We start from the raw sequence: 21,745 nt of genomic DNA, 5'->3' as shown, positions 1-21,745 counted from the left end.
CGGCTCCTCAATTTTCTTTCGGCAATAGGTAGCGCGCCGCGTTTCGCTTGGCCAGATTGCTATTTTGTCTTGGTATCAATTCCGTTAATTTGAGCGAAACAATACTTGGGGAAAAAGCGAACGTGGCAAGGTTTGACAGATATATGCTGTCGCAGTTGATCATGCTGTTCGGTTTTTTCAGTTTGATCCTTGTGATGGTCTATTGGATCAACCGCGCGGTTTCCCTGTTTGACCAACTGATTGCTGATGGTCAAAGTGCCGTCGTTTTCTTGGAATTTACCGCTTTATCGCTTCCGAACCTTGTCAGGCTGGTGTTGCCGATCGCGGCCTTCGCTGGTTCGGTCTACGTTACCAACAGGATGGCAAATGAAAGCGAATTGGTGGTCGTTCAAGCGACTGGATATTCGCCATTTCGATTGGCTCGACCGGTCTTCGTCTACGGGGTATTCGTCGCCCTTCTGATGTCTTTACTGGTGCATTTGCTCGTTCCACTGTCCATCACTAGGTTGAACGATCGTACAGCAGAAGTCGCACAAAACGCGACAGTACGAATATTGACCGAAGGCCAATTTATGGAACCTACGGACGGGGTGACCGTTTACATTCGGGAAATCACTCCTAACAACGAGTTAAGAAACCTATTCCTTTCCGATCAACGCGACCCTAACAGTCACGTCACTTATACAGCGTCTCGCGCATATGTCGTCCGGACCGATACCGAGACGCAGTTGATAATGGTCGATGGGCTAGCGCAAACGCTCAACACCGAAACGAACAAGCTGTTCACCACTTCCTTTGATGACTTCGCCTACAACGTGGGAGACCTTATGAACGTGTCTCGCTCCGACCGCAGAAGCTTTAGAGAAGTTTCCACTTTAAAACTTCTGAGTCCCACTCCGAGCCTAGAAGAAGAAACACGTCGGACGGAAGCGGAACTGAAGGCCGCAGCTCACGATCGGATTTCCCAATCACTGCTCGCACTCGTGGCAGCCATGTTAGGCTTTTCGGCTTTGATGATCGGCGGGTACAGCAGGTTTGGCGTATGGCAACAAATCGTCTTTGCCATTTTCCTGATTATCGTGATCAAAGGCTTAGAAACAGTGGGCCTCAACATCGCGCGGCAAGATCCTGACCTTTGGATCGCAAGCTACCTCGCGGTCGGTGTTGGTTTGGTCATCGTTCTTCTTTTGCTCTTTTTTGCTTCTAAACCCAGCCTGTTCCGAAGGCGCGTGAGGGCAACGGCATGATCTTGGATCGCTACTTCGCCCGTCGGTTTTTTTGGACGTTTGCTGGCGTGTTCGGCGTCTTTTTCCTGATTCTTGCGTTCATTGGATTGGTCGAACAGTTGCGGCGGCTGTCCAACTTCGACGCAAGTTTTGCTGATGTCCTGCGCCTGTCTGCCTTGAGTTTGCCTGAAGCCCTCTACGGTATTTTGCCATTGGTTATGATCATCGCCACCATCACTCTTTTTCTAGGCTTGGCGCGATCTTCCGAAATGGTCGTCACCCGTGCCGCTGGTCGTGGAGCTTTGCGCGCAATGGTTCCGCCTCTCATCGTAGCGTTGATGATCGGTATTTTCGCCGTCGCGATCCTAAACCCAATTGTCGCCGCCACGTCGAAGCAATTCGAAGTACAGAATGACGCGATCCGCGGCGAGGGCAGCGTCCTCTCCATCGGCGCAACAGGGCTTTGGCTGCGACAAGGCAACGAGGACAGCCAAACAGTTATCCATGCCGAAAGTGCCAATCTAAACGGCACGGAAATGCGCGATGCAACATTCACGACCTTCTCTCCCGATGGCGTTCCGACAAGACGGATCACCGCTGAGACTGCGGAGCTTCAGGAAGGTGAATGGGTTCTCACAAACGTGAAAAGTTGGCCACTCTTTCGCGACGGAGTTCCTGAAGCCTCGGCGACCTATCACGAAACATTAACTGTGCCGTCCACCCTGACGCCCGATCAAATTAGAGACAGCTTTGGCACCCCTAGTTCGATTCCGATCTGGGATTTACCGGCATTTATACAGCGATTGCAGAAGGCCGGTTTCTCTGCCCAACGACACCAAGTTTGGTTTCAAATGGAGCTGGCCCTACCCTTGTTCCTCGTATCGATGGTGTTGATTGGAGCGGCCTTCACCTTGAGGCACCAACGCGGCGGACGCACCGGACTAATGGTCATGCTAGCGATCATGCTAAGTTTCGGGATTTATTTCCTCAGAAACTTTTCGCAGATATTGGGCGAGAACGGGCAGATTCCCGCGGTTCTTGCCGCTTGGGCTCCGCCTCTGGCGGCCATCGGGCTTGCGATGGGTCTTCTCCTTCACAATGAGGACGGATAGTGCGCTGGTTGGTCCCCATCTTGTTCTGGTTCTTCGCAACGCCTGTGTTGTCGCAGGGAGTCGCAAGCCTTGTCGCTGACAGCATCAGCATCGAAAATGGAGACCGCCTGATCGCCAGTGGCGGGGTTGAAGCTTTCTTTGGCGACCAAACCATGACCGCCGAACAAGTCATATTCGATCAAACGACCGACCAGCTTGATATCGTTGGCCCTATCGTGATCCGCACCAACAACGGCGCTGTGTTTACGGCGGAACGCGCGACCCTCGATCCACAGTTGGAAAACGGCCTACTCAGAGGCGCGCGGTTGGTTTTGAACCAACAAATCCAACTCGCCGCAAACCAGATCAATCGCGTCGACGGTCGGTATTCACAACTCTACAAATCGGCGGTGACGTCCTGCCAGGTCTGCGGCACGGAAATCCCGCTGTGGCAAATTCGGGCCGAAAGGGTCATCCACGATCAAGTCGAACGTCAGCTCTATTTCCAAAACGCCACCCTAAGAATCCGCAACATTCCAATTCTTTGGATTCCGCGATTGCGGCTACCTGATCCTACCTTGGAACGCGCTACCGGATTCTTAATTCCTCGGATCAGAACAACCGACAGATTGAGCACAGGCATCAAAGTCCCCTACTATATCACGGTCGGTGACCACAGTGATTTGACTCTGATCCCGTACCTTTCAACAGAAACCCGCACTTTAGAAGCACGGTATAGACAGGCATTCCTCACAGGTGAAATTGAGGTGAATTTGGCTGTAAGCGAAGACACCCTTCGCCCAGATATCACACGCGGATACATCGTTGCCGAGGGCTCATTTGAGTTACCAAGTGATTTCAAACTGGAATTCGACATCGAGAATGCCACCGACCCCGCCTACCTACTTGAATACGGGTACTCGTCGAAAGACAGGCTAGACAGCGCACTCGCAATTTCACGCATTCGGGACAGTGATTTTTTCACCGGATCGCTGACTTACTACGAAACACTTCGGGATGACGAAACTAACAGCACTTTGCCACCTGTCGTCGCCGACCTGTCTTATGAACGTCGTCTTCGCAATGTGCTGGGTGGTCTCCTCAACTGGAGGCTCGACGCCGACGCCATAGCGAGGGAAGCGGATGGCGCTGATGCAGGGCGCGATTTGTCACGCGTTGGAACCGAAGTTTCGTGGCACCGCAACTGGATCAGCGGGACCGGCCTCGTCACGTCATCAGACGTGCGGCTGGGTGCAGATTTCTTCCGAATTTCTGACGATCCTACATTCGATGAAAGCCAGTTTCGCGTCACCTCTTCCGCGACCGTCGTTCTGAGCTATCCTTTGATAAGTCGGACAGAGTACAGTCAAAATCTATTAGAGCCCCTCGTCGCGGTTTCTTTCAGAAACGTAACCGGAGATCCTACACCTAACGAAGACTCCACGCGCCCCGAACTTGATGCAGGGAACTTGCTTTGGCCCGACCGGCTTCCGGGACAAGACGTGGCCGAGACTGGGATGAGCACGGCGATTGGCCTGCGATGGACTCATCGGACGACGGCTGGCCGACAGGCTCGCCTGACATTCGGAAAGGTTTATCAAGAAAGCGCAAACCTTGCCTTTAACCAAGGTTCGGGCCTTGATGGCACGGTTTCCGATTGGCTCATTGCAGCTCAGCTTGACCTTTTTGACGGTCTACGCTTCGACGGACGGGTCTTGTTATCTGACAATGGCGAAACAACACTGGCAACGGCAGGCTTGGATTGGGAAACCGAAAGGCTTGATCTTGCCGCGAACTACATTTGGCAAACCTCGGATCAAGACTTGCGAACGGAGGCGATTTCAGAGTGGTCTTTCGATACGGCCTACAGGATATCTGACAAGTGGAAAGTCGAGTTTGACGGGCGTTATGATGTCGTGGCGGACGAACCGACCCGCGCCAGCCTTGGCCTAGAATGGCGCAATGAATGCACCATCGTCGATCTAACGGTATCACGCCGCTTCACGTCCTCGACGAACATCGAGCCATCGACGGATTTTGGCCTATCCATCGAGTTGACCGGCTTTTCCGCGGGCGGAAGCATTGCGGGACCAGCCAGACGGTGCAATAACTGAGAAAAAGAGCAGGACCGATGATGCGTTTCAGACTGGTTGTTACTTCACTTTTGTTTTCCTGCGCTGCGACCTTGGCCGCAGCACAAGGCTTATTCTCTCCGGTCATCACAGTCGATGATAAGGCCATCACAGGATATGAAATTGATCAGCGCATTAAGCTATTAGAAGCTTTTAGAACACCAGGCGATTTGGCAACTTTGGCACGCGAGCAGTTGGTCGAAGACCGGCTGAAACAAACTGAGCTTGAGCGGGTCGGCGCGAGCATTTCTGACGAAGCGCTGCAAAACGAGCTGGAACAATTTGCCGGCCGCGCGAACCTTGAATTGGAACAATTCCTAAATGTTCTACAGCAAAATGGCATCGCGCCTGAAACACTCTCAGAATTCGTTACCATCGGCGTCATTTGGCGTGACTATGTCCGCGCACGGTTCGGCTCACGCGTCCAAATCACAGAAACAGACATTGACCGTGCCATCGGTCAAGTTGGAGACAGCGGCACCGGCATCGAGGTTTTGCTCTCCGAAATCATCATACCTGCCCCACCCGAGCGCGAAGCAGAAGCTCTCTCCGAAGCAGAACGGATATCTCGGCTGACCAGCACATCAGCGTTCTCAGCAGAGGCACAGCGCGTTTCAGCGCTTCCAAGTCGTGAAAACGGTGGGCGTTTGGGGTGGCTGCCAATTGCCAACTACCCAACTCAGATCCGGAATATCATTCTTGATCTCGACAATGGCGAAGTCACAGCACCGATCCCAATTCCCAACGGCGTGGCGCTTTTCCAGATGCGCGGAGTGCGGGAGGTCCAAAGATCGCGTCAAACTCCGAACTCTATTGATTTCGCAGCCTTCTACGTCGGCTCGGCAGGTGAAGCACGCGCTGTCGCCGAACGGGTAGATACCTGTGATGATCTCTTCGGTGAGGCCAAAGGGCTTCCAGAGGAACAGCTTGAGCGTGATACATTGCCAGTGAACGAAATTCCGTCAGACGTCGCACTTGAACTTGCTCGTTTAGACCAAGATGAGGTTTCAACCAATCTTACCCGCTCCAACGGACAGACGACTGTTGTGCTGATGCTTTGCAACCGCCTCTATGGCGAAGACGAAACCATTGATCGCGAAGCTATTCGCAACCAATTGCGGAGCCAACAATTGGCAGGTTTTGCTGACGCCTTGCTAGAAGACCTGCGCGCCGCTGCGACGATCGATGGCTGATCCAAAACCCGTTGCCATCAGCTGTGGCGAACCCGCTGGAATTGGCATCGAAATTACCGTTGATGCGTGGAAATCGCTGAAGGACGACGTGCCGTTGCTTTGGCTTGGTGATCCAAACCACCTGCCGAAGGGCACGGCGTTTGAAGTTGTCCCCGACCCTTCCGAAGCGCGCGAGGTGTGTTCCAGAGCCTTGCCCGTGTGGGCTATGGACTTTCAGACACCTCGCGTCGCAGGCACACCAGACCCAACCCACGCAAAAGGCACTATCTCCTCAATCGAAACCGCAGTTGGCTTTGTCACCGGAGGCAAATGTGCGGCCCTATGCACCGCTCCGATCCATAAGGCAGCGCTAAAGGAAGGCGCAGATTTTGCGTTCCCCGGCCACACTGAATTTCTCGCCCATCTCGCGGGCCGAGGCGACGCTGTGATGATGCTCGCCTGCGATGAATTGCGCGTCGTACCCGCGACCATCCACATCCCTCTAGCTGATGTTCCTGAGCAACTCACTGCGCGCCTTCTGACCGATACCATACTTGTCACCAACGCGGCGCTGAAACGGGACTTTGGTATCGATGCCCCTCGTATGGCAGTTGCCGGTTTGAATCCTCATGCTGGCGAAAACGGCAAAATGGGCAGCGAAGAGATCGAAATGATCTCCCCCGTTTTGGATGCTCTTCGAAATGAAGGTTTAGACATCTCTGGCCCACTGTCCGCAGACACCATGTTCCACGCAGCGGCGCGGAAGACATACGACGTGGCCATTTGCATGTACCACGATCAGGCGTTGATCCCGATCAAGACCATTGATTTCTCTGGCGGCGTGAATGTCACGCTTGGCCTGCCATTCGTGCGCACCTCGCCGGACCATGGCACAGCATTCGACATCGCGGGAAAAGGCATAGCCGATCCAACCTCGATGATTGCCGCGATCCGGATGGCGGCGCAGATGGCCGAGGCGCGCAGCTAGTGGCCGCAATCGACAACCTTCCGCCTCTTCGTGACGTCATCGCGACCCATGGAATTGCCGCCAGAAAATCCTTGGGGCAGAACTTTCTCCTCGATCTGAACCTAACAGCAAAAATCGCACGTATGGCGGGCGATCTGTCAGGTTCAGATATTCTGGAAGTGGGCCCCGGACCAGGGGGATTGACCCGCGGCCTTCTTGCAGAAGGAGCGCGCAAAGTGCTCGCCATCGAAAAAGATGATCGCTGTATGTCCGCCTTGGCAGAGATCGAAGCGGCTTATCCAGGTCGCCTTCAAGTCATCAACGCTGACGCGTTGGACATAAATCCAACGCAATACCTAAACGCACCGATCAAAGTCGCAGCGAACTTGCCTTACAACGTCGGCACCGAACTTTTGGTCCGATGGCTAACACCAAAGAACTGGCCGCCCTTTTGGGACAGCCTGACGCTTATGTTCCAACGGGAGGTGGCACAAAGGATCGTCGCACAGCCCGGCTCCAAAGCCTATGGTCGCCTCGCAATCCTATCCCAATGGCGGTCCGACCCGAAAATAGTTTTGGACCTTCCGCCCGAAGCCTTTACGCCTGCCCCGAAAGTCAGCTCAGCCGTGGTTCATATAAAGGCTTTGCCGCAGGCAAGGTCTGAAGCTGAAGCGGAAATCCTCAACAAGGTTGTTGCTGCGGGATTCAATCAGCGCCGCAAAATGCTGCGCTCGGCCCTTAAAGGGCTCGCTCCTGACATTGAAGATCGCTTGTTGTCGGCAGGCATAAAGCCCACGGAACGCGCAGAACAAGTTCCGCTAGAGGGCTTTTGCGCCCTCGCCCGTACTTTCAAGGGTTAACTATTCTGCAGCTTCTGGCGCTGCTGTATCGTCGGAGGACGGCTGTTCAGTCGCTTCAGGCTGAGGCTTTGGCTTACGCTGGCGCGGTTTGCGCGGTTTTGGCTGTGCTTCCGGCGTCTCTACCAATCCGTTGTCTGCGCCTGCGTCAGCAACATCAGGCTGGTCCAACGTAGACGGATCAGCCGCCGCCTCTTCCTGCGCTTTCAAACGCTCAGCCCGCTCGCGATCCCGCTCCGCCTGACGCTCACGGTTTTGCGCCTCTTGCTCTTGTCGCTTCGCTTCCACTTCGCGCTGAGCTTCGGCCAGCATCCGCAGATAATGCTCTGCGTGTTGCGCAAAGTTTTCCGCGTTCACGCGATCGCCAGACAATTGCGCGTCACGGTGCAACTGATTGTATTTGTCGATAATCTGCTGTGGCGTGCCACGTACTTTCCCATCCGGACCCGAGCTATCAAACACTCGGTTGATGATGTTTCCGCCGGAAGGGCGATTGTTACGGTTCTTGTTGCGTGACCGCGATTTCGAAGATCTCATAAGGTACTTTCGTCGCGCCCAATTGGCGCATAACTCTCGTTTTGTAGACCGCGACACCTTTGGTGAAGTAATTTTGCGATCATTGTTTGACGATTTATCGACAAGGACGAGCAAGATAGCCCTTGGTTTCGACATACTCTAAAAAGCATGTGCGAGGGGTTAGAGCAAGCAAAAATCGAGTTTATTACCATCTATCGGCGGTTTTAGAGCCCATCCAGCTCATTTGTGCGGTTTATGTCCCACTACAACGCGATCTCGGCCATCCAGGTCTTGGATGACCTCAGTTTGATCTAGGTCTGCTTCGGTCATCAATGCTGAAACCGCTACTCCTTGAGTTGGACCGATTTCAACGACAACGCGTCCACCAGCGGACAAGTAAGAGCCCGTTTCAGATATGATCGCCCGATAGCACGACAACCCATCACCTTCGTCCGTCAAGGCCATGCGTGGTTCATGGTTTTGAACTTCTGGCTGCAGGCCTTCCATTTCGTCGAGGGCTATATAGGGCGGGTTAGAGACGATGAGGTCGAAGCTCCCGTCGACCTTTGCTAACCAATCGCTTTCGATTAGCTTAGCCCGTTCGTTTAGCTGCAACTCAGATATGTTCTGTTCAGCGACCTTCAAGGCGGAGGCGGATAAATCAGTCCCCACGCCTGTTGCATTGGGCCGCTCCGCCAACAAGGTCGCAAGGATACAGCCCGAACCAGTGCCTAAATCCAAGACCCTCTCAAAAGGTTGGCGTAACGCCACTTCGATCAACGTCTCAGTATCTGGCCGAGGGTCCAAGACTGCGGACGATACTCGGAAAGTTCGGCCATAGAATTCACGCTGTCCTGTGATGTGTGACATCGGCACGCGGGCTTCTCGTCGGTTCAGAGCATCTTGAAACATAGAAAGTTGCGCGCCCGCCATTTCTCTGTCGAGATCAATGAGAACGAACTGCGGCGCATCCATTGCATTCTGCAAAAGCCGCCGCGCATCGTTCACCGCGTCAGGCACACCTGCCGCACGCAAGCGCTCCGTTGCTGTGGCTAAAGCCTCTCGGCCTGTCACTCGCCCATTTCCGCGAGCATTGTTGCTTGCGCATCTGCAATCAAGGCATCGATAATCTCATCCAGATCGCCCTGCATCACCTGCCCCAAAGAATAGAGCGTCAGGTTGATGCGGTGGTCCGTCATCCGGCCTTGTGGGAAGTTATAAGTTCGAATGCGCTCTGACCGGTCGCCAGACCCCACTTGCGCCTTTCGATCGGCAGATCGTTCATCATGGGCCTTCTGACGTTCCAAATCATAAAGCCGCGTCTTCAAAACCTGCATGGCAATTTCGCGGTTGCGGTGCTGGGATTTTTCGGAACTTACCACGATGATACCGGTCGGTTCATGCACGATACGAACAGCGGAATCGGTCGTGTTCACGTGCTGACCACCTGACCCGCTGGCACGCATGGTATCGATGCGAATATCGGCTGGGTTAATCTCGATATCCACGTCTTCGGCTTCTGGCAGCACAGCAACAGTCGCCGCAGATGTGTGAACCCGCCCGCCACTTTCCGTCTCTGGTACACGCTGAACACGATGCACACCACTCTCGAACTTCATTCGCGCGAACACGCCGTCACCTGCCACTCGTGCAGTGACTTCTTTCACACCGCCAAGCTCGCTGAGGCTTTGTTCCAAAATCTCGAACGACCATCCATGCCGCTCAGCATACCGCTGATACATCCTCAAAAGATCACCTGCGAACAAGCCAGCTTCATCGCCGCCTGTCCCCGGTCTGATCTCTAAGAGCGCAGGTCTTCCATCCGCTGCGTCTTTGGGAAGCAAAGCAAGCTGCACGCCATGCTCGGACGCCTCCAACTGCTCCCGCAATTCAGGCAATTCAGCCTCAGCCAATTCCTTCATCTCAGGATCGGACAGCATCTCTTCAGCTTCGGCGATCTGGTCTATCAAAGACTTATAGGCCGACACTGTTTCAACAATTGGCTTTAGATCAGCGTATTCCTTGGCCAAAGCCGCAATCTCGGCCCCATCCAGACCTTCGGACATCTTGGCTTCGATGAACTGAAACCGATCAATCAGTTGTGCAATTTTTTCCTGAGCTATCATGGCGTTGGCTTTGACCCTTTAGGGCGTCACGGTCAAGGGGCCTAGCGCCTCAAGCCACCCCATGACTTTGCGTTTGTTGACGCCAAGGTCGGAATTGCCAAACCGAAGCCGGCTGTCGATCAGCATAAGACGGCGCTCATTTCCGATGGTATCCGGTTCGACAAAAGAAACCGTCGCGTAGTCTGGAAATCCGATCAGAAGAGAGCGCGTTTCATAGGTAACGAGGTCCGTCCCAAGGTCTCCTGCGATCCTGCGCGTTCTCGGCGTGTCGAGCGCGATGCGATTGAGTTCGCCCATCACATTAATCGGAGTGTCCGTGATTTCACGCACTACCATGATGCCATCGATGCGCTCATAGTCTCCCACGGGCTGAGGCGATGGCGCCTTATGAAATTGAGCTGTGTCGACGGGGCCAAGCCGGATGTAGACAAGCGAGGCGGCAATCGCAAAGACGCCAAGAGCGATGATATATTTTAGCATTGTTGACCTTTATCGTACCGGGACGCCGGGCAGGATGGAGAGCATTTCAAACATCAAGTTTGCACCGACCAGAGCGGTATTGCCCGACGGATCATAAGGTGGCGACACCTCAACCAAATCGCAGCCAACGATATTCAATCCGCGCAACCCTCTGATCAGTTCCATCGCCTGCGGTGTGGTCAGGCCACCGATCTCTGGAGTACCTGTCCCCGGTGCAAAGGATGGGTCCAAACTATCGATGTCATAGGTGATGTAGGTTTTCTGATCGCCAATGCGAGATTTGATTTCTTCGGCCAGCGGTGTGAGCGATTTGTGCCAGATGTCAGGCGCGATCCATTGATTAAAGCCCCAATCAGCCGCTTCGTTGAAGTCGTCGGCCGTGTAACCCGTTCCACGTAACCCGATCTGGAACACCTTGTCAGCAGTGATCAAACGTTCTTCGTATGCTCGTCGGAACACTGTTCCATGAGTTTCCCGTTCCCCGAACATCTCGTCATTTACATCGGCATGAGCGTCCACATGCACCAAAGCCACGGGACCGTGTTTCTTGGCAATCGATCGCAGCACTGGAAGGGTCAAGGAATGATCCCCGCCAAGCGTCATCGGAATGAAATCATCCTTCAGGAACGCGTCATAGGTGTCCTCGATGATCCGGATGGTGTCGGAAAGTGAAAACGTATTGATGGCAACATCACCCAGATCACTACACTCCAAAGCATCAAACGGTGCCGCTCCAGTTTGGATGTTGTAGGGGCGGATCATCGCGCTTTCTTGGCGAAGTTGTTTCGGCCCAAAGCGCGTTCCCGACCGCCAACTCGTGCCAATGTCCATCGGGATCCCAATGAAGCCTACGTCAATATCCCGTGCAGACGTGGCTTCTGGCAACCTCATAAACGTCTGCGGGCCTGAAAACCTCGCAAGATCGTTCCCACTGATCGGCATTGATGGCATTAAGAGGCCCTCTTGTTCCAAAGGTTCAGACAGCACAGCTCCATCGCCACATGCGCCCCTGCAATCGCTGTCGCACCTGTGGTGTCATAGGGTGGCGAAACCTCAACGCAATCGCCACCCACCATGTTGATCCCCGCAAGATCGCGCAACATCGCCGCTGCCTGCCATGAATGCAGACCACCCCATACGGGTGTTCCTGTGCCCGGGGCGTAGGCCGGATCAAGGGCGTCAATATCGAAAGTGATGTAGGTCGGCGCATCGCCTACCAGACGCTTCGCTTCATCTACCACCCAATCGCAGCCTTTCTCGTGCACGGTACGCGCGTCGATATACGGCATCCCAAGATAGTCGTCACAAACCGTCCTAATCCCAATCTGAACCGAGCGGGTCACATCAACAATGCCAAGCTTCACGGCCTTATACATCATTGTCCCATGGTCGATCCGAGACATGTCGTCATCCGGCCAAAGGTCAGAGTGAGCATCAAACTGGATGACGGACATGGGGCCGTATTTCTCGGCATAAGCGCGCAAAATCGGCAAGGTGATAAAGTGATCGCCACCAAGCGTGATCGCCTGACACCCCTGATCCAAAATGCCTTTGATATGCGCCTGCAAGAGATCAGGAACACCAGAAATATCAGCATAATCGTAAGCCAAATCGCCATAATCCGCGATGGCGAACTCCGACATAGGATCAAACCCATCCCAGTAGATCGGCGGATCAAATGTCTGCAGTGTTGATGCTTCGCGAATAGCACGAGGACCGAACCGCGTGCCCGGCCGATGTGTCACCGCCTGATCAAACGGTACACCGGTCACGGCCAAATCGAACCCTGTCAAATCCTTAGTGTAGTTCCGACGCAAGAACGACGTCGCCCCACCGAAGGCGACCTCAAACGCCAGCCCTTTTTTTTCATCATCCGCGAACGCGCGATCAATTGCCGAGCGTGACATTGCCAAAGACATAACAGGCCTTTCCAAGTTGTGTTGCGTAACTAGAGGTGAACTGGCGAGGCGGGTCAAGGACAGTTGGCAACCAATCCAACCAAATTGACCAATGAGATCATCTCGCTAATTTACAATGTGCGCAATACGGGATCGCCACGTGGATGACTGGATTACATTCGAAGGCCAGATTACACCAATGGTCTGGGGTGAAAGTGTCTTCACCGTTCTGCCAATACCCGATGACATTGCGAATGATCTACGAAGCCGCAATGCCAAGCGGATCGAGATTGAGTTAAACGACACCCCCTTCAATTTAGCGCTCACCAAAGCGCCTGTCATTGATCACACCTTCGTATACACCGGAAAATCCGTTTTGAAAGAAACCGGTATTGAACCCGGCGATATGATTGATGTGCGTCTGCGCGTAGCCAACCCCGACATAGTCGAGGAACCGCACGACGTTTTGGCCGCGTTGCGCGAAAGCGAGGCGATCACTCAATGGGAGCGTTTAACCGCATGCAGAAAGCGCGGTTATCTGCATCAAATAAACACGGCCAAACGAGACGCAACACGCAAAGATCGCATTCAAAAGCTCATTGTCACGCTCAAGAAAACCTAACGCACAACCGGCTGCGCCCTCTCGACAATCCGAGCAAAGAATGAGGCGCCGGACGCCGCAGTTTCATCAGCGAAATCATATTCAGGGTGATGCACACCCGCTGAGTCTCCGTTCCCAACAAATAGATAGGCACCCGGGCGTTCATTAAGCATATAGGAAAAATCTTCCGCACCCATTTCTGGGCCGACGTCAATGCTCACACCCGCTTCGCCCGCCACTTCCTTGGCCACTTCGGCCGCGAAGGCCGCTTTGTTAGGATCGTTGATCGTGGCGGGATACCCGATCTCATAATCCAGTTCGACCTCCACCCCAAAGGCCGCAGCTTGCCCATCGGCGATGGCTTGCATTCGGTCCATTACTAGCTTCTGAACCTCAGGATCAAACGTTCGCACCGTTCCATTGATCATAGCGCTTTCTGGAATGATATTGCTCGCCGTCCCGCTGTGGATTTGTGTAACAGAGATCACGATCTCTTTCCGACCATCGTGATTGCGGCTGACAATCGTTTGGATCGCCTGCGCGATCGAAATCGCAACGGGAATGGGATCATTGCAATCATGCGGATAGGCCCCATGCCCGCCTTTGCCCATAATATTCATCGTAAATGTATCAACCGCAGCCATGATCGGCCCCGGAGTCGTATAAAAATGACCAATCGGCGTGCCTGGCGCGTTGTGCAAAGCATAGACCTGATCGATCCCGAACTTTTCCATCATGCCTTCTTGCACCATCACTTCACCGCCGCCGCCTTCTTCCTCAGCAGGCTGAAAGATCAATGCCACACGGCCCGAGAAATTACGCGTCTCTGCCATGTATTTCGCAGCACCAAGCAACATGGTTGTGTGCCCGTCATGACCGCAGGCGTGCATCCGGCCATCCACCTTTGATGCATACTCAAGACCCGTCATCTCGGTCATCGGCAGTGCGTCCATATCCGCACGAAGCCCAATCGTTGGGCCCTCGCCCTGCCCCTCAATGATCGCAACAACACCGCTTTTGGCGATACCTTCGTGGATTTCGGTGATCCCAAACTCCTTTAGGCGCTCAACTACATAAGAAGCTGTTTCATAACACTCCAATTCCAACTCAGGCATCGTGTGCAAATGCCGCCGCCATGTTTTCATGTCCTCCGAGAACTCTGCGATGCGATTGATGACCGGCATGGGTGGTACTCCGTCTTTGGGGTGGTAGAGTTCAGTTGACCGCAGAACATCGGATGACGCAATGCCAAATGACCCTCTCATTCACGATCCAAACGGTGGAATGCCGCGACTGTTGGAGATCATGCGCCGTCTCCGCGATCCGGAAACCGGCTGTCCATGGGACATCGAACAGGATTTCGCTAGTATTGCACCCTACACAATTGAAGAAGCTTATGAGGTTGCCGACGCTATCGAACGGTCTGATTGGGCGGAATTAGAGGGCGAGCTAGGCGATCTACTGCTTCAAACCGTCTACCACACGCAGATGGGGTCCGAAGCGGGCCACTTCACCTTTGACTCAGTGGTGAAGAACATTGCCGACAAAATGGTGCATCGGCATCCCCATGTTTTTGGTGATGAAAGCCGCGATAAATCTGCAGAGCAGCAAACGGCCGATTGGGAAAAGATCAAAGCGGCTGAACGGGCGGGAAAGCAACAAGCACGCACGCTTGATGGGGTTGCAGTCGGCCTGCCCGCTCTGACACGAGCGGTGAAATTGCAAAAACGCGCGGCGCGTGTCGGTTTTGACTGGCCTGAAATCGGTATGGTCGTGGACAAACTTATCGAAGAAGCGGCTGAGCTGTCGGAGGCACGCGACACACTGTCCCAAGCCGAAGTCACCGAAGAATTTGGTGACCTGATGTTTGTTCTGGCAAACCTCGGGCGACACCTGAACGTCGATCCCGAAGAAGCCCTGCGCTCTGCGAATGCCAAGTTTATCAGGCGTTTTGAACAGATCGAAGACGATCTTGCCGCCATGGGTAAGACACCGGCTGAGAGTAATTTGGAAGAAATGGACAGCCTTTGGGACACGGCAAAGGCGCGCGAGAAGGCCTCATATTAAATTCCGACAAATTCAATTGGGTATTGACCTGTCGTCTGGTGACGATATGTCCATCTTAGATGTTAAGGAGTTCCTCATGAATCTACGATCAACACTGTTTGCAACCACGCTTTGTGCCGTTGCAGCCCCCGCTGTTGCTGACGTTACAATTTACACAACGCGTCAGCCGTTCCTGATTGAACCTGTGGTTAATGCCTTCACCGAGGAAACCGGCATTGGCGTGAACCTGCAATATGTTGATAACGGTCTAGTCGAACGCTTGAAGGCCGAAGGCGCACGCTCGCCTGCCGATTTGGTTATGACTGTCGATATCGCCAACCTGCAAAGGGTTGTGGATGAGGGTGTTCTACAACCAGTTGATAGCGAAATTATGTTGTCCTCAGTACCTGAGACATTGCGGAGCCCTGAAAACCTATGGTTCGCACTGACGACGCGCGCCCGCATCGTATACGCATCTAAAAGCCGCGTGGCGGAAGGCGAAGTGACCACTTACGAGGACCTCGCCTCCGACAAATGGAGGGGCCGCATTTGCACACGTTCTGGCCTGCATAATTACAACTTGGCCCTATTGTCCGCAGTCATCGACCACGTTGGCGTAGACGCAGCACGCGACTGGGCCGAGGGTGTTCGCGCAAACCTTGCGCGATCCCCTGAAGGCAATGACCGCGCACAGGTTAAGGCGATTTGGGCCGGGGAATGCGACATCAGCTTGGGCAACACCTACTATATGGGCAAAATGCTTGAGACCGATGGCCAGCAAGCTTGGGCCGACGACGTGCGGATCGAATTTCCCGTGTTCGAAGGTGGCGGCACACATGTGAATGTCTCCGGCATTGCACTGACACAATCTGCGCCGAACAAAGAAGAAGCATTGCAGTTGATGGAGTATCTTGTCTCCCCCGCCGCACAGTCGCTTTATGCGGAAGGGAACTATGAATATCCTGTCTTGGAAGGCACACCGCTTTCTGAACTGGTCGCAAGCTGGGGCGACATTCAACCTGATAACGTGAACCTGACCACAATCGCGGGACATCGCCCCACTGCGTTGCGCATCATGGAAGAAGTTGATTTCGACGGCTAAACTACTTCGGGTCATTTGCGCCTTGACCCAATCAAGCGGAGGCTGCGGCCTCCGCTTTTGCTTCGAGTTCAAGCCATTCATCTTCGGCATTGCTCAAGGCTGTTTGCCTATCCGTCAGAGCTTCCGTTGCTTTCTGGAATTTCACAGGATTGGCAGAGAAAAGATCGGGATCCGCCAACAACTCTTCTAACTTCGCAATCTCCGCGCCCAGCCTGTCCATCACGTCAGGCAGTTCTTCCAGCCGGTGTTTCTCTGTGAACGAAAGGCCCGCCTGCTTTGCTTTGGGCTTTTCCTTAGCTTGAGCTGGCTTAGGCTTAACCGCCCCATTTGCTTTGACCGCGGCCTCAGCCACATCACCCCTTTGCGAACGATAATCAGACCAGCCCCCCGCATAAGTGACAGCTCGCCCATTCCCTTCCATCGCAACGGTCGTCGTTGCGACGCGGTCAAGGAAATCGCGATCGTGACTGACAAGCAGAACCGTGCCGTCATAATCGCCCAAGATATCCTGCAACAAATCCAGCGTTTCCATGTCCAAATCGTTGGTCGGTTCATCCAGAACCAACACATTGCTTTCCCGCGCCATCAAACGCGCCAACAGCAACCGCGCCTTTTCCCCACCGGACAAAGACCGAACCGGTGCGCGGGCCTGCGCTTCATCAAAAAGGAACTCTTTGAGATAACCGACCACGTGTTTTGGCGTCCCGCAGACCATCACCTGATCGGCCTTTCCACTGACACCCATCTCCGGATCATGGACCAGATTGTCCCAAAGGCTTTCATCCGGGTTTAACTGTGCGCGGGTTTGGTCGAACACAGCGATCTGCAGATTAGTGCCGTGTTTGACCGTTCCCTCATCAGGTTCAAGTTGACCCAACAACATTTTGATAACGCTGGTTTTCCCAACGCCATTTGGCCCGACAAACGCAACCCGATCGCCACGCTGCACCATCAGATCAAACCCTTTGACAATGGGCTTTCCGTCAAAAGACTTCGTCAATCCAAAGGCCTCAATCACCTTTTTCCCTGAGGCCTGACCGCTTTCAAACGACATCGCAGCCGTGCCTTGCCGCTTGATCTGCGCAGCCCGCTCAGCACGCAAATCCTGCAAGGCGCGCACGCGCCCCATATTGCGTTTGCGCCGCGCGGAAATCCCCTCGACGGCCCAACGCGCCTCGGCTTTGATCTTGCGATTGAGTTTATGTCGCTGAAGGTCTTCTTCCTCCCACAGCTTATCCCGCCAAGGTTCAAATTTATCGAATCCTTGCTCCAAGCGTCGCACTATTCCCCTGTCAATCCATAGGGTTGCGCGTGCAAGCTCACGTAAAAATGCGCGGTCGTGGGAAATCAAAACGAACCCTGCGCGTGTTTGCTTCAACTCCTGCTCCAACCAAGCAATCGCTTCGATATCAAGATGGTTCGTCGGCTCATCCAAGAGCATCAGTTCAGGCGCTTCTGCCATCAACTTGGCCAAGGCCGCGCGACGCCGCTCACCGCCCGAAGCCGTGTTCACATCGCCCGCCGGATCAAATTTCAGCCCTTCCGCCACCATTTCTACGCGGTAAGCGTCTCCATCGTCCAGCCCGCTCGCGGCATAATCCCCCAAAGTCGCAAAACCCGCCATTGTCGGATCTTGTTCCATGTAACCAACACGCACACCCGGCGCGGCCACAACGGAACCCTGATCCGGCTCGACCAAACCCGCCATCACTTTCATCAAGGTCGACTTTCCTGACCCGTTACGCCCAACCAAAGCGACACGATCACCTGGCTGAACCACCAACGACAAGTCGTCAAAAACGGGATCACCGCCGAAGGTCAGAGAAATATCAGAGAGTTGAAGAAGCGGTGTACGGGCCATGGGAGCCTGCTAAGCAACCCAAGCATTCTCCGCAAGAGGATTGCGTTCAACCGGCACAATGGACCGCAACGCTTGAGCTTTGGAGGCTGGGATCTTCTCTACCTCCAACCCTGTAAACACATGGATTGTGTTCATCTCTCGATCCACGACTGCATGGTCACTCACCCAAGCCCCCAAGCTGAGATAGGACCGCAAAAGCGCAGGCAATTGGCCAACGGCCACCTTTCGATCATAGATCAAACCGGACTCAAGATCCTCGCAGTCATTCGATGCAGATTCGATCGGGAAATAGGCGGGCGGACCGTAGCTATCGGCCAATAGCTCAAATGCCTGACGATACTTCTCAAGATCGGTCCCCTCAAAGCTCGTGCAGCCAAAAATGAACCCAATGTCAGACAAATCCACCAATTGCGCAATAGCACCCCAGCACAAGCGCAATACGTCCGGATCGGATGTGGTGGGCGCTATGCAGAACCTTCCGATCTCCAGCATCCGGCCTTGATATGGCTCCAAGGACGAAAGGTCGTAACGTTGGGCCGCATAGCTCATGTCAATCGACGCCCCAGACGTCGGCAGCATCAACCGACAGGTCGCGACAAGTTCACCGGCCTTGTGGACCATCAAATGCCGGCACAAAGGATCAAACCGGTCGGCATCGATGCCATCTTCAAAAAAGAAACAAAGATGCCGCAACGACTGACAAGCCGTCAGGTCTTCAGGTGTAACTGAAAACCGGACATCATACTGTCCCACTGTAAACGCAATTGTCATCTGCCGAGCCTTGGAGCATTGTTTTTTGAAAACTACATTACACGAGAACGTAACAGCAGGACGAATAAAATGGACAAAGTTGTTAAATCAGATGCGGAATGGAAAGCACAATTAAGTGATCTCGCCTATAAAGTGCTGCGCAAGCATGGCACAGAACGCGCTGGTACCAATGACAATTTTCCAAAGGATCCCGGAACATTTCGCTGCGCTGGTTGCGACGCCCCTCTCTTTGATCAAGAAACCAAATTCGAAAGTGGAACCGGCTGGCCGTCCTTTTATCAACCAATCGACGGCGAAATGGTCGGAGAACAGGAAGATCGCAGCTTCTTCATGCGTCGCACCGAAGTTCACTGTAACCGCTGCGACGGCCACCTTGGCCACGTTTTTCCCGATGGACCGGCGCCGACCGGCCTGCGCTATTGCATCAACGGTGCGGCCCTGAAGTTCGACGCAGAAGAGTAAGGCCGCTTAGGCCTTACCCTCTAACTCTTCATCCGGGATATCTTGAGCGCGGATTTCGTTCATTTTCTGATTCAATTCGTCCTGCCACGGACCAAGAATCTCCATAACGCGGGCGACATAGGCTTCGTTTTGCGCGGCGGGGACATTGGGGTCATGAACGTCAGCTACGGCGATCATGGCTTTCCCGTCCATTTTGACAAACTCATCCGCCATCTGCTGCGCATGATCTCTGTGAATACCCAAGGCTTCAAAGGCCGAACGCCCCATCCGAATTGAACTGTCAAATGTCTCTCGGACGATATCCCGCGACCCAGCAGCCCAAAGATCATAAACATGATCGCGCGTTATGGCGCGGGTTAGGATATGAACATGCGGGTAGTTCTGATGCACGTAATGGACAAGGTTCGTGATCTGATCCTTGTCATCAATCGCAATCACCAAGAGCTTGGCTTCTTCGATCCCAGCCGCGTGCAGAAGGTCCGGCCTTGTCGCATCCCCATAGTAGTTGTGCACGCCAAATGCGCGTAAGTTTTCAAGTTGCTTGGCACTATAGTCGATCACCGTAGACGAGAAGCCTGCAGCCACGAGCATACGGTTCACCATACCGCCGACACGACCACTGCCGGCAATAATGATGTGGTTGCGTTCGTTGATCTCATCAGGGTCACGCGCCTGATCATCGCTGTATTTCGGGGCGATGACCTTGTCGTAAAGAATGAACAAGACGGGCGTCAGCAGCATTGAGATCGCCACAACCAAAAGCAACATCTGCGAAATAGACTGCGGCAAGACTTGGTTGGCCACAGTGAATGACAACAAAACAAAGCCAAATTCACCGGCCTGTGCGAGCCCAAGGGTCAGCAACCAGCGATCCGTTCCCCGCAAACCAAAGAGTGTTCCCAATCCAAAAAGGATAAGCCCTTTGACAAACATCAAACCGATGGTCAAACCGAGGATCATTGCGACGTTTGCCCCCAGCAGGCCAAAGTTGATCCCTGCCCCAACGGTCATAAAGAAAAGCCCTAAGAGCAGCCCTTTGAAAGGATCAATGTCCGATTCCAACTCGTGACGATACTCGCTGTTGGCCAAGACAACACCCGCAAGGAATGTCCCTAGCGCCGCTGACAGTCCGACGAGCGACATCAACAAAGCAATGCCTACGACCATCATCAAAGCTGTAGCCGTAAAGAGCTCTCTTAGATTCGCAGCGGAAATGAACCTGAAAACTGGCCGCGTTAAATAGCTTCCGCCAAGAACAACCGCCGCGACAGCCCCGATTGTAACCAGTGCTGTCTGCCATCCGTCGAGCCCGTCGACGAGGCTCATACCTCCGCCGTGACCATGATCGTCGCCGTGGTCGTCAGCATGGCCATCACCGTGATCATCACCGTGACCACTGCTGTCCGAGGCGTGCGCCGCGACCTCGCCATGTGTGTCTGCCGCCATCGCAACATCCATGAGGTCAGGCATCGCCAACAACGGAATAAGGGCAAGCATCGGGATCACTGCGATGTCTTGTGTCAAAAGAACCGAGAAGCTCGATTGCCCGCCGTCACTCTTCATAAGCCCTTTTTCATTGAGCGTTTGAAGCACGATTGCCGTTGACGAAAGCGCAAGAACCAAACCGATCGCCAAAGCAATGGTCCAAGGTTGCCCAAAGAGCATCGCAATCCCCATGACGGCCAATGTGGTGAGGATCACCTGACCACCACCCAGCCCCAATAATCTGGCCCGCATTCCCCAGAGTAGTTTCGGCTCCAATTCCAAGCCGACAAGGAACAGCATCATGACAACGCCAAACTCAGCGAAGTGTTGAATGGAGATGACGTCGACGTTCAAAATGACAAGGATGGGGCTAATCGCGATGCCCGCGATCAGATAGCCAAGCACAGAGCCAAGACCAAGTCGCGAAGCGATAGGAACCGCAACAACGCCCGCGGCCAAAAATACAAACGCCAAAGCAAGAAAATCGGTCATTGCAGCCCCCCGGAAGCATTTCCACCTAAGCTAGAAAACATTCGCCCAAGTGACCAGAGGCGATCTGACCCTTGCGAGCGCAAAATCTGTGCATTATCTAACAAGTGTCCTTCGGGACTATGGACATAAACGCGCTCGTAATAAGCGGATCGGACCCGGGGGCGGTACCCGGCGGCTCCACCAAACATCCTTCATTTGGGGATCATGGGGCCGAAATAGGATCGACGAACGTCTAAAGGGGTTTGCTTTGTCTCGGTGAGATACCACCGTTATCGGTTCACTTAAGCTAGTTGCAAATGACAACCATGCTCCAGTTGCAGTAGCTGCGTAAGCAGTTCCTAAGACTGAAATCTTAACTCCTAGGGTTTTGCGACCCTAGGCGGGGTCCGCAGGTACCTGGCAACAGAAACCTGCATTTCCAAATTTTTTTGTGAAAAGAAGCCGCCTTTCAGCGGCCCCA

At 53.8% G+C, this 21,745-nt stretch carries 20 protein-coding genes and 1 other RNA gene; 11 read left to right on the top strand and 10 right to left on the bottom strand.

Translation table 11 applies throughout. The features are described 5' to 3' along the window. Positions 1 to 143: 143 nt before the first annotated feature. Genes lptF through rsmA form a run of 6 tightly spaced genes read left to right on the top strand, consistent with a single transcriptional unit; the run spans position 144 to position 7,448 of the window. On the top strand, positions 144 to 1,247 hold the full coding sequence (lptF, locus tag BUA85_RS02625; protein WP_110559046.1) for an LPS export ABC transporter permease LptF: 1,104 nt from the start codon (positions 144 to 146) through the stop codon (positions 1,245 to 1,247). Beyond that, positions 1,244 to 2,338: an LPS export ABC transporter permease LptG gene (lptG, locus tag BUA85_RS02620; protein WP_072899067.1), complete on the top strand. Its 1,095-nt coding sequence runs from the start codon at positions 1,244 to 1,246 to the stop codon at positions 2,336 to 2,338. Before lptF ends, lptG begins: the two co-directional genes overlap by 4 nt. Then, complete coding sequence (locus BUA85_RS02615; protein ID WP_072899065.1) at positions 2,338 to 4,431, top strand: LPS-assembly protein LptD; 2,094 nt, start codon at positions 2,338 to 2,340, stop codon at positions 4,429 to 4,431. Before lptG ends, BUA85_RS02615 begins: the two co-directional genes overlap by 1 nt. A 17-nt stretch (positions 4,432 to 4,448) precedes the next feature. Further along, on the top strand, positions 4,449 to 5,642 hold the full coding sequence (locus tag BUA85_RS02610) for a peptidylprolyl isomerase (protein ID WP_341350614.1): 1,194 nt from the start codon (positions 4,449 to 4,451) through the stop codon (positions 5,640 to 5,642). Next, on the top strand, positions 5,635 to 6,609 hold the full coding sequence (gene pdxA / locus BUA85_RS02605) for a 4-hydroxythreonine-4-phosphate dehydrogenase PdxA (RefSeq protein ID WP_072899063.1): 975 nt from the start codon (positions 5,635 to 5,637) through the stop codon (positions 6,607 to 6,609). Before BUA85_RS02610 ends, pdxA begins: the two co-directional genes overlap by 8 nt. After that, on the top strand, positions 6,609 to 7,448 hold the full coding sequence (gene rsmA, locus BUA85_RS02600) for a 16S rRNA (adenine(1518)-N(6)/adenine(1519)-N(6))-dimethyltransferase RsmA (protein ID WP_072899061.1): 840 nt from the start codon (positions 6,609 to 6,611) through the stop codon (positions 7,446 to 7,448). The genes pdxA and rsmA overlap by 1 nt, the downstream gene beginning before the upstream one ends. Here rsmA and BUA85_RS02595 read toward each other — a convergent pair whose 3' ends face one another. From BUA85_RS02595 to speB (BUA85_RS02570), 6 genes are all read right to left on the bottom strand, one after another. Next, positions 7,449 to 7,982 (bottom strand): DUF4167 domain-containing protein, encoded by a 534-nt coding sequence (locus BUA85_RS02595; RefSeq protein WP_072899059.1) that lies wholly within the window; start codon positions 7,980 to 7,982, stop codon positions 7,449 to 7,451. Positions 7,983 to 8,201: 219 nt separating this feature from the next. Next, positions 8,202 to 9,035, bottom strand: coding sequence for a peptide chain release factor N(5)-glutamine methyltransferase (gene prmC / locus BUA85_RS02590; protein ID WP_072899056.1), 834 nt, complete (start codon positions 9,033 to 9,035; stop codon positions 8,202 to 8,204). Further along, complete coding sequence (gene prfA / locus BUA85_RS02585) at positions 9,032 to 10,087, bottom strand: peptide chain release factor 1 (RefSeq protein ID WP_072899054.1); 1,056 nt, start codon at positions 10,085 to 10,087, stop codon at positions 9,032 to 9,034. The genes prmC and prfA overlap by 4 nt, the downstream gene beginning before the upstream one ends. Positions 10,088 to 10,105: 18 nt before the next feature. Further along, entirely contained in the window at positions 10,106 to 10,567 is a 462-nt protein-coding gene (locus BUA85_RS02580; protein ID WP_072899053.1) for a DUF1499 domain-containing protein, read from the bottom strand. Between the two features lie 9 nt (positions 10,568 to 10,576). Next, on the bottom strand, positions 10,577 to 11,518 hold the full coding sequence (gene speB / locus BUA85_RS02575; protein WP_072899052.1) for an agmatinase: 942 nt from the start codon (positions 11,516 to 11,518) through the stop codon (positions 10,577 to 10,579). Then, entirely contained in the window at positions 11,518 to 12,486 is a 969-nt protein-coding gene (gene speB / locus BUA85_RS02570; protein ID WP_072899051.1) for an agmatinase, read from the bottom strand. Before speB (BUA85_RS02570) ends, speB (BUA85_RS02575) begins: the two co-directional genes overlap by 1 nt. 139 nt (positions 12,487 to 12,625) lie before the next feature. On the opposite strand from speB (BUA85_RS02570), the gene BUA85_RS02565 reads away from it, so the two are divergent. Continuing rightward, a complete protein-coding gene (locus BUA85_RS02565; RefSeq protein WP_165611574.1) occupies positions 12,626 to 13,087 on the top strand; it encodes a YdeI/OmpD-associated family protein in 462 nt (153 codons plus the stop codon). Here BUA85_RS02565 and BUA85_RS02560 read toward each other — a convergent pair. Next, complete coding sequence (locus tag BUA85_RS02560) at positions 13,084 to 14,250, bottom strand: M20 aminoacylase family protein (protein ID WP_072899044.1); 1,167 nt, start codon at positions 14,248 to 14,250, stop codon at positions 13,084 to 13,086. The two genes, BUA85_RS02565 and BUA85_RS02560, sit on opposite strands and share 4 nt — an antisense overlap. A 61-nt stretch (positions 14,251 to 14,311) precedes the next feature. Here BUA85_RS02560 and mazG point away from each other — a divergent pair, with 61 nt between their 5' ends. Both mazG and BUA85_RS02550 read left to right on the top strand, forming a co-directional pair. Further along, on the top strand, positions 14,312 to 15,133 hold the full coding sequence (mazG, locus tag BUA85_RS02555; protein WP_072899043.1) for a nucleoside triphosphate pyrophosphohydrolase: 822 nt from the start codon (positions 14,312 to 14,314) through the stop codon (positions 15,131 to 15,133). 76 nt (positions 15,134 to 15,209) lie between these two features. Then, positions 15,210 to 16,214 carry an extracellular solute-binding protein gene (locus BUA85_RS02550; protein ID WP_072900376.1) on the top strand — a complete coding sequence of 335 codons (1,005 nt, stop codon included), beginning with the start codon at positions 15,210 to 15,212 and terminating at the stop codon, positions 16,212 to 16,214. A 31-nt stretch (positions 16,215 to 16,245) separates the two neighbouring features. Here BUA85_RS02550 and BUA85_RS02545 read toward each other — a convergent pair whose 3' ends face one another. Continuing rightward, positions 16,246 to 18,075 (bottom strand): ABC-F family ATP-binding cassette domain-containing protein, encoded by a 1,830-nt coding sequence (locus tag BUA85_RS02545; RefSeq protein ID WP_072899042.1) that lies wholly within the window; start codon positions 18,073 to 18,075, stop codon positions 16,246 to 16,248. Between the two features lie 9 nt (positions 18,076 to 18,084). Next, entirely contained in the window at positions 18,085 to 18,846 is a 762-nt protein-coding gene (locus BUA85_RS02540) for a GNAT family N-acetyltransferase (RefSeq protein WP_072899041.1), read from the bottom strand. Between the two features lie 69 nt (positions 18,847 to 18,915). Between BUA85_RS02540 and msrB the strand changes: the two genes are divergently transcribed. Next, a complete protein-coding gene (gene msrB / locus BUA85_RS02535) occupies positions 18,916 to 19,308 on the top strand; it encodes a peptide-methionine (R)-S-oxide reductase MsrB (protein WP_072899040.1) in 393 nt (130 codons plus the stop codon). Between the two features lie 6 nt (positions 19,309 to 19,314). Here msrB and BUA85_RS02530 read toward each other — a convergent pair whose 3' ends face one another. After that, a complete protein-coding gene (locus BUA85_RS02530) occupies positions 19,315 to 21,285 on the bottom strand; it encodes a cation:proton antiporter domain-containing protein (protein WP_072899039.1) in 1,971 nt (656 codons plus the stop codon). A 67-nt stretch (positions 21,286 to 21,352) separates the two neighbouring features. On the opposite strand from BUA85_RS02530, the gene ssrA reads away from it, so the two are divergent. Next, positions 21,353 to 21,702, top strand: a transfer-messenger RNA (tmRNA) gene (gene ssrA / locus BUA85_RS02525). Positions 21,703 to 21,745 lie beyond the last annotated feature (43 nt).

Source organism: Cognatiyoonia sediminum (assembly GCF_900129845.1).
Taxonomy (GTDB): Bacteria; Pseudomonadota; Alphaproteobacteria; order Rhodobacterales; family Rhodobacteraceae; genus Cognatiyoonia; species Cognatiyoonia sediminum.
This window is presented reverse-complemented; position numbering and strand designations above follow the sequence as displayed.

Excerpts from the sequence above, each read along its gene's own strand:
- BUA85_RS02540 (WP_072899041.1), bottom strand. The coding sequence starts at position 18,846 with ATGACAATTGCGTTTACAGTGGGACAGTATGATGTCCGGTTTTCAGTT.
- lptF (WP_110559046.1), top strand. The coding sequence starts at position 144 with ATGCTGTCGCAGTTGATCATGCTGTTCGGTTTTTTCAGTTTGATCCTT.
- BUA85_RS02530 (WP_072899039.1), bottom strand. The coding sequence starts at position 21,285 with ATGACCGATTTTCTTGCTTTGGCGTTTGTATTTTTGGCCGCGGGCGTT.
- speB (WP_072899052.1), bottom strand. The coding sequence starts at position 11,518 with ATGCCATCAATGCCGATCAGTGGGAACGATCTTGCGAGGTTTTCAGGC.
- mazG (WP_072899043.1), top strand. The coding sequence starts at position 14,312 with ATGCCAAATGACCCTCTCATTCACGATCCAAACGGTGGAATGCCGCGA.
- BUA85_RS02560 (WP_072899044.1), bottom strand. The coding sequence starts at position 14,250 with ATGCCGGTCATCAATCGCATCGCAGAGTTCTCGGAGGACATGAAAACA.
- BUA85_RS02580 (WP_072899053.1), bottom strand. The coding sequence starts at position 10,567 with ATGCTAAAATATATCATCGCTCTTGGCGTCTTTGCGATTGCCGCCTCG.
- msrB (WP_072899040.1), top strand. The coding sequence starts at position 18,916 with ATGGACAAAGTTGTTAAATCAGATGCGGAATGGAAAGCACAATTAAGT.
- prfA (WP_072899054.1), bottom strand. The coding sequence starts at position 10,087 with ATGATAGCTCAGGAAAAAATTGCACAACTGATTGATCGGTTTCAGTTC.
- speB (WP_072899051.1), bottom strand. The coding sequence starts at position 12,486 with ATGTCTTTGGCAATGTCACGCTCGGCAATTGATCGCGCGTTCGCGGAT.
- lptG (WP_072899067.1), top strand. The coding sequence starts at position 1,244 with ATGATCTTGGATCGCTACTTCGCCCGTCGGTTTTTTTGGACGTTTGCT.
- pdxA (WP_072899063.1), top strand. The coding sequence starts at position 5,635 with ATGGCTGATCCAAAACCCGTTGCCATCAGCTGTGGCGAACCCGCTGGA.
- BUA85_RS02610 (WP_341350614.1), top strand. The coding sequence starts at position 4,449 with ATGATGCGTTTCAGACTGGTTGTTACTTCACTTTTGTTTTCCTGCGCT.
- BUA85_RS02595 (WP_072899059.1), bottom strand. The coding sequence starts at position 7,982 with ATGAGATCTTCGAAATCGCGGTCACGCAACAAGAACCGTAACAATCGC.
- BUA85_RS02550 (WP_072900376.1), top strand. The coding sequence starts at position 15,210 with ATGAATCTACGATCAACACTGTTTGCAACCACGCTTTGTGCCGTTGCA.
- BUA85_RS02545 (WP_072899042.1), bottom strand. The coding sequence starts at position 18,075 with ATGGCCCGTACACCGCTTCTTCAACTCTCTGATATTTCTCTGACCTTC.